The organism is Burkholderia sp. SRS-W-2-2016, from assembly GCF_001931485.1.
In the GTDB taxonomy this organism is placed as follows: domain Bacteria; phylum Pseudomonadota; class Gammaproteobacteria; order Burkholderiales; family Burkholderiaceae; genus Paraburkholderia.
In genome coordinates, this window is sequence record NZ_MSDV01000076.1 from 1 (window position 1) to 7,406 (window position 7,406).

The 7,406-nt window shown below is 64.9% G+C and carries 4 protein-coding genes; 3 read left to right on the forward strand and 1 reads right to left on the reverse strand.

Features of this window, described 5'->3' with window-relative positions:
• Positions 1-280: 280 nt before the first annotated feature.
• From BTH42_RS31760 to BTH42_RS31770, 3 genes are all read left to right on the forward strand, one after another.
• Complete coding sequence (locus BTH42_RS31760; protein WP_083654997.1) at positions 281-2,104, forward strand: DUF2300 domain-containing protein; 1,824 nt, start codon at positions 281-283, stop codon at positions 2,102-2,104.
• Between the two features lie 8 nt (positions 2,105-2,112).
• Positions 2,113-2,958 carry a YfaP family protein gene (locus BTH42_RS31765; RefSeq protein ID WP_256702469.1) on the forward strand — a complete coding sequence of 282 codons (846 nt, stop codon included), beginning with the start codon at positions 2,113-2,115 and terminating at the stop codon, positions 2,956-2,958.
• A 389-nt stretch (positions 2,959-3,347) separates the two neighbouring features.
• The gene (locus tag BTH42_RS31770; RefSeq protein WP_075305148.1) at positions 3,348-4,451 is read left to right on the forward strand and encodes a YjgN family protein; all 1,104 of its coding nucleotides are present in this window, start codon (positions 3,348-3,350) and stop codon (positions 4,449-4,451) included.
• Positions 4,452-4,860: 409 nt separating this feature from the next.
• Here BTH42_RS31770 and rpoD read toward each other — a convergent pair whose 3' ends face one another.
• On the reverse strand, positions 4,861-6,858 hold the full coding sequence (gene rpoD / locus BTH42_RS31775; RefSeq protein WP_075305149.1) for an RNA polymerase sigma factor RpoD: 1,998 nt from the start codon (positions 6,856-6,858) through the stop codon (positions 4,861-4,863).
• Positions 6,859-7,406: the final 548 nt, after the last annotated feature.

The following is a 7,406-nucleotide window of genomic DNA, read 5'->3' on the forward strand; positions in this document are numbered from 1 at the left end:
GGTTGGGGCGCGGTGGGTGGGGCGTGATGGCTGGGCATTGAGACTGCGGGCCGGGGCGGCGCGCGGCGTGGGGCTGCGTGTTGGGCTGTGCGTGAGGTTGAGCGTGAAGCCGTGCGTTGGTGAGGCGGGTTTGGGCCGGGTCGCCAGGCCAACTTCGGCCCGGCTCATTGACGCGGCGTCCGGGTTGGCAGTCGCAGCGGCGCTGGCGATGGGCTCGTTGTTGGGAGCGGAGTCGGCGTTGGCTGCGTCAGCGGGTTTGGCATCGCACGACGCATCGGCGATGGCTTCAGCTTCAGCTTCAGCGCGGAATTCAGCTTCGGCTCCGCGAACCGCTTCACCAACCGCTGCCGCTTCAAACCCCGATCCGGTCCCGGCTTCGCCCGCGGTATCCCCCGCCGCCGATCATCGCTTCAGCAAAACCGCAGCCTCTCCAACCGCGCCGCTGCAGTTCGCCTGGCTGCGCGACAACCATGCGCAACTCTGGCAAGCCGACCTGAGCAGCACATCGTCCGCACTATCCCCGCAAGCCGCGCAGCCCTTACCCGCGACCCTCGATACCCCGCTCGGCAGCGTCTGGAAGCTGTTCGTCTACGGCTACCTGGTCGACCGCAAGCTCGCGGCGCCCGACTACGCGTGCAACGGCGCCGACCCCGACGAAGTGTATTGCTGCATGACCGGCGGCCATATCGACCGCGAGCATGCGCTGGTGCAATCGTGCGGGCTGTTCTTCGATCCCGCGCGCCTGCACCTCGATGCCGCCGACTGGCGCCGCTACTGGAGCGCCGCGCAGGCGCCCGCGTGGCTGCGCGACCTGCGTGCGATGACGCCCGAGCGCCGCGTACCGGTCGCCGAACTGCTCGCCGCGTTGCAGTCGATGCCCGACCGGCCGCGCGCAGCGGCGGCGAGCACGCTGGTGTCGGTGCTGACGAGCGGGCGCGGCGAAGGCACGGTATCGCGCTACGGCAGCCTGCTGCGCGCGAAGACGTGGACGATGCCCGATCCGCGCCGGCCGGGGGCATCGCTCGGCGGCGCGGCGGGCTGGCTCGCCGACGGCACGCCGGTGTGGCTTGGCGGCCCGGGCGGCAGTGCGCGAGTGCTCGCGGCCGCGGCGCCGCGCATCGCGCCGCTGCTGACGTCGATCGCGGTGCCGGACGACGGCGCCTGCGTGCTGGTCGATTTTTTCAGCCGCTATCCATTGCGCGACGCGCTCGCCGCCGCGCCTGGTAAGCGCGGCACGGGCGCACCAGCAGGCGCACCTGCCAGCGCCGTCGCGGACGGCCCGTTACGCGGCGAATTCCGTGTCGGCTTCGTGAACGGCAACTGGGCGCGCGTGACGAGCCGCGGCGAACTGCGGCTCGATCGCGATGCGGCCGGCGCGCCGCGCATCGTCGGCCGCTTCGGCCTCAACGATTACGTCGCGCGCGTGGTCGAGCGCGAAGGCGACACCGCCGAGCCCGAAGCCGCGAAGGCGCTCGCGGTCGCCGCGCGGACTTACGTCGTGCAGCACGGCCGCCGCGACCACGGCTGCCTGCGCATCGACGACAGCAGCAGCACGCAGCGCGTACTGCCGCGCGAACCGCAGCCCGCCGCGCGCCGGGCCGCCGATCTGACCGATGCGCTGGTGCTGACCGGCGTGCCGGTCCAGTATCACCACGACGAAGCCGCGCCCGGGCAGATGAGCTGGCTCGCCGCGAAGGCATCCGCGCAAAGCGGCCGCACGTTCGATGCAATCCTCGCGCGCAGCTGGCCGCAGGCGACGCTGACGTCGTTCGACAGTCCGCTGGCCGGCGACTGCGTCGAGGTGGCGGGCGCGCAGGCCTGGCTGCAACGCAACGCGCCGCTGTGGGCGCGGAGGATGGAAGCAGCGGCCGGCTACGAGACGCCCGATCTGCCGGCCGTCTGCGCGGTGCGCGAAGGCCGGCCGTACGCGGATGCGGAGCGCAATCGCGTGTACGTGTACCGGCTCGTCAGCGAGGAGGACCGCATCGCGCTCGCGCACGAATACGTGCACCTCGCGTTCCAGCATCATCCGCGCGGGCTCGATGAGGCGTTCGTCGAACGCGCCGCGCGCACGCTGATCCGTACCGACAATCCTGTTCAATGAGCGACGTGATGGCACCGATTTCTTTCCGTGTAGACCGTGACCCTGAAACCGCGCCGTTGCGCAGCCGCCCGACAGCGTGGCTGAAGAGCGCGTGCTGCTGCGTCGCGCTGTGCGCTCAGGCAGCGACGCCGCCGGCATGGGCGGCCGACATCGACTTCGCGGCGCCGCTCAACGGCTGGCGCAACACCAGCGGCGACAGCGAGCGCTATACGCAGGATGTGCACTATCCGGCGGTGTCGGTCGCGACGCCGCAAGGGCAGTCGAAGTTCGCGCTGATCGAAGGGCAGATCCGCAACACGCCGAAGAGGAAAGGCACGTCGGTCGGCACGCTGGTCGTGAACGGCACGCCGCTGCCGCAGCGCATCGAGGAAGACGGCCGCTTCTCGCGGCCCTATGCGTTTCCGTCCGGCAGCAACAGCGTCGAAGTGCGCGCGCCGGACGGCGGCCGCAAGCGCGTGCAGTTCTACGACGCGTACAGCGGGAAGACCCAGCCGAAGCTGCGCGTGCTGCTCGCGTGGGACACCGACGGCACCGACCTCGATCTGCACGTCGTCTCGCCCGACGGCGCGCACGCGTGGTATGGCGAACGCGTCGCGCCGAACGGCGGCGCGCTCGACGTCGATGTAACCACCGGCTACGGGCCGGAAATCTATTCGTCCGCGGCGCCGCTGAAGGGCACCTATCTGGTGTTCGTCAACTATTACGGCAGCGGCAACAGCGGCGGCGACATGACGGTCGCCCAGGTCACGATCGTCACGAACGAGAACACGCCGAACGAAAAGAGCGAAACGATCCGGGTGCCGATGCGCAAGGCGGGCGAATTGACGCTCGTCAAGACGTTCGTGATGCCCTGAAAAATCCTCTCACGTCAATACATCGATACTTCTAATTATTGATGTCGCGTAAATATTGCAGATATTTATTCTTAAATTATGCGCGGTGGATAAATTCGCTTTTTGCTTATATCTCGTAATGCAAATTGCGAGTTATATGCGGAAATGCCGTTTATAAAGATTGGAAAGCGTGTAATTATCGTGCTCGCCGTCCGGCTGCCGTTTGCCTGCAGTTCTGTATTCGTGAAAGGCGGACCGGTAGGGTTTTGAAAGAATTCTTACCGCACGAGCCGGCGTTCGCACGGGGAAGCACCAATAGCCCGCCGCTTTTGCGCGCGTATGCCGCGCATAAAAGCGTACGTATTCACGGGCAAAAAAAGACGTTAAATGATGAGGAAGAGGGCACGGAAATGAATTCACTCGAGCCGAAACGGCCGCTGCTGATCTACGACGGCACGCTCGGCGAACTCTACGGCATCTTTTTTAAGAACCTGTTGCTGGTGATTCTGACGCTCGGCATTTACCGCTTCTGGGCGATCACCCATAACCGTCGCTATATCTGGTCGCATATGCGTTTTCAGGACGAACGCTTCGAATACACCGGCACCGGCGGCGAGTTGTTCAAAGGCTTTCTGCTCGCGGCGGCGGTCGTGGTCGGCGCGGTAAGCGGCGCGGTGGCGCTGAGCGCGGCGGTGCGCATGCTGACGAGGAGCGTGCTGCTCGGCGCGTTGCCGGTCATCGCGCTGTATGCGCTGATTTTCGTGCTGGCGGCGGGCGCGTTTTACAGCGCGCTGCGCTATCGGCTCAGCCGCACCCAATGGGGCGGGATTCGCGGCGGCATGACGGGTTCCGCGCTCGGCTACGGTGTACGCACGCTGCTGTACGGGCTGCTGTGCATCGTGACGCTCGGCCAGCTGACGCCGTGGATGTCGATGCGTCTCGCGGAGCGTCGCATCAACGCGAGCAGCTTCGGCAATCTGCCGTTTCATTTCCAGGGGCGGGCGCGGACGGTGTACGGCGCGTTCGCGGCCACCTTCGCCGGCTCGGTGGTGCTGCTCGTCGTGCTGTTCACGGTGTTTCTGAGGAGCGCGCTCGCGTCGATGCATGACGGTCATCTGCCGACGCCGGACGCCGCTCAATCGGTGGCAACGCTCGCGCCGCTGTTCCTGTTTTATGCGCTGTTCTTTATCGGCGTGATGCTGATCCGCAGTTTTTATGTCGCAGCGTGGACGCGTCACGTGATGGGCAATACCACGCTCGGCTCGCAACTGTGCTTCGGCAGCCGGATCAGCGTCGGGCGTCTGCTCGCGCTGCAGTTCGGCAATCTGGCGATCGTCGTGTTCACGCTGGGCTTCGGCGCGCCGATCGTGCGGCATCGGACGCTGCGCTTCGTCGCGGATACGTTGCAGGTGTGCGGTTCGGTCGAGCCGTATACGCTGCATCAAAGCACTGAGGCGGCGCCGCTCACGGGCGAGGGGATGTTGAACCTGCTCGATCACGGCGGTGTGATCTGACGATGACCCGGCGCCTGCGCTGCCGCGTGGCGCGCGCTATTACGCTGAACACAGCGCCGCGATGGGCCGCGGTTCGCGCGATCTGCGCCAAGTCCTGGAGCGGGTAGCGACCCGCCGGGAGCTCGCTCGGTAAATTCAATCCGCTCAATCGGTTAGCGCAGTCATGCGCAGCTTGTCCACAAGCTTGTGCCCAAAATCTGTGGACAACAGTCGAGCGCCAACAGGTATCGAGAGCAAGCCGCGCGGTCGAACGAAGGCACGCGATGCGGCATTTCCACATGCGTTCTATCCGGCGTGCCTGAAAGGAAAAACAGCGGGATTCACCGTCGTCCGGCGCATCCCGCTGCTTGCAAGAGAAGAGATTTGACGCGGCTCGCCGTGCAACGCGCACGGCAAGCGCATGAGAAGCTTAACGGTCGAGGAACGACTTCAGACGGTCCGCGCGGCTCGGGTGCATCAGCTTGCGCATTGCCTTGCTCTCGATCTGACGGATCCGCTCACGCGTCACGTCGAACTGCTTGCCGACTTCTTCCAGCGTGTGGTCCGACTTCGTGTTGATGCCGTAACGCATGCGCAGCACCTTCGCTTCGCGCGGCGACAGCGAGTCGAGTGCGTCGTCGATGGCGGCGCGCAGGTCGGCCTGCATCGCGGCATCCGCCGGCGACGACACGCCGGCGTCTTCGATCATGTCGCCGAGGGTCGCATCGCCGTCGTCGCCGACCGGCGTTTCCAGCGAGACCGGCTGCTTCGCGATCTTCAGAATGCCGCGCACCTTCTCTTCCGACAGCTCCATGCGTTCCGCGAGCACGGCCGGATGCGCTTCCTGACCGGTCTGCTGGAGGATTTCGCGCGAGATGCGGTTCAGCTTGTTGATCGTCTCGATCATGTGCACCGGCACGCGGATCGTGCGCGCCTGGTCGGCCAGCGAACGCGTGACGGCCTGACGGACCCACCACGTTGCGTACGTCGAGAATTTCCAGCCGCGACGGTATTCGAACTTGTCCACCGCCTTCATCAGGCCGATGTTGCCTTCCTGGATCAGGTCGAGGAACAGCATGCCGCGGTTCACGTACTTCTTCGCGATCGAGATCACCAGACGCAGGTTCGCCTCGATCATCTCGCTCTTGGCCTTGCGCATCTTCGATTCGGCCGCGACCATCTGGCGGTTGATCTCTTTCAGATGCTTGAGCGGCAGCGACACGGTCGCTTCGATGTCGATCAGCTTCTGCTGCTCGGACTGGATCGCCGGCAGATGACGCTCGAGCGCCGGGCCGAAGCTCGACGTGCCCAGGCGGGCGGCGCGCTCGGTCCAGCCGAGGTCGGTTTCGGTGCCGGCGAACGTCTCGATGAACTTCTCGCGCGGCATGCCGGCCTTCGAGACGACGATCTGCAGAATGTTGCGTTCGATCGCGCGCACTTGCGCGACCTGTTGCTGCACGTCGCCGCACAGACGATCGATCGTGCGAGCGGTGAAGCGGATCTTCGCGAGGTGTTGCTGGATGTCTTCGCGAGCTTGGCGGTAGGCCTTCGAATTGACGTCGCCGCGCATATGCGCCGCGTTCATCTCGTCGGACAGGATGCCGACCTGCGCGAAGATTTCGAGGCAGTCGCTGGTGAGCTGCTTCAGACGCGCTTCGTCTGCCGCCGACGAATCGGCCGGGCCGGAATCGTCGTCTTCCTCTTCGTCGTCGTCCGAGTCGACATCGGCGTCTTCGACGCTATCCGAATCCGCGCTGGCTTCTTCTTCCGCGGCGACCGTCTCTTCATTCAGACCGTCGACCAGTTCGTCGATGCGCAGCTCGCCGTCGGCGACCTGCTGTGCGCTCGCGAGAATCGCGGAGATCGCGAGCGGGCACGCGGCGATCGCCTGGACCATTTCGTGCAGGCCGTCTTCGATGCGCTTCGCAATCGCGATTTCGCCCGCGCGCGTCAGCAGCTCGGTCGCGCCCATTTCGCGCATGTACATACGCACCGGGTCGGTCGTGCGGCCGAACTCCGAGTCGACCGTCGACAGCGCGACTTCGGTTTCTTCGTCCGCCTGGTCGTCCGAGACCACCGCGGGCGAGTTCGAGTTCAGCAGCAGGGTTTCCGCATCCGGCGCCTGTTCGTAGACCTGCACGCCCATGTCGCTGAACGCGCTGACGATGCTGTCGATCGCGGCGGTCGCCGTGAAGTTGTCCGGCAGGTGGTCGTTGATCTGCGCGTGAGTCAGGTAGCCTTGCTCTTTACCCAACTGGATCAGCGCGCGCATCAGGCGCTGCCGTTCTTCGGCTTGCTGCGGGGGCAGATCGGCTGCCGAAGGGATCGCTTTGTTGGCGCCCTTGCCCTTGGCCGCGCGGCCGGACGGGAGCTTGGCGGTAAAGGCAGCGGCTTCGTGTTGCGAATCTTCGCGATCAAAAGGGTTCACGTAATTTCCTCTAGAGGCTTCGCTATGAGACGCAAGACGCTACCGTCAGGCGTTTCGAGCAGGGCTCAGCATCACCTGATGTGACTCAACGCGGTTGTTGGGCTGTGCTCTTGGGAGCTAAAAAGATGAGCCCGCTGGAAGCGGGCCGATGGACATGCGAAATTTTGCGCGGCTCGCATTATATCCGACCTTGGGGGTTAACGCTCACCGGTGCACATCAATTCATCATCTCTGTTGTTGCGCGCCTGCCGGATGCCTGCGCGGCCTACACCTATATAGAGGCGCACTGTACGCCCACAAGGGCACGATGTGTTCGAGCCCTCCATCTATATATAGGGGAGGCATCCCTGCCGTGGCCCCGGAAAAGAATTTGCAGAAAGGGGTTGACGCGATGTCGATCGGTCTCCATAATCTCGTTTCTCTGCTGCAGACGCAGCGACGCAAACGAAGCAGCGCCGGGTAGTTCAGGCAGTAAAGGCGCAGCGAGTTGAGCGAATCGATCTTTAAAAATTAACAGCCGATAAGTGTGGGCACTTGATGCGGAATGC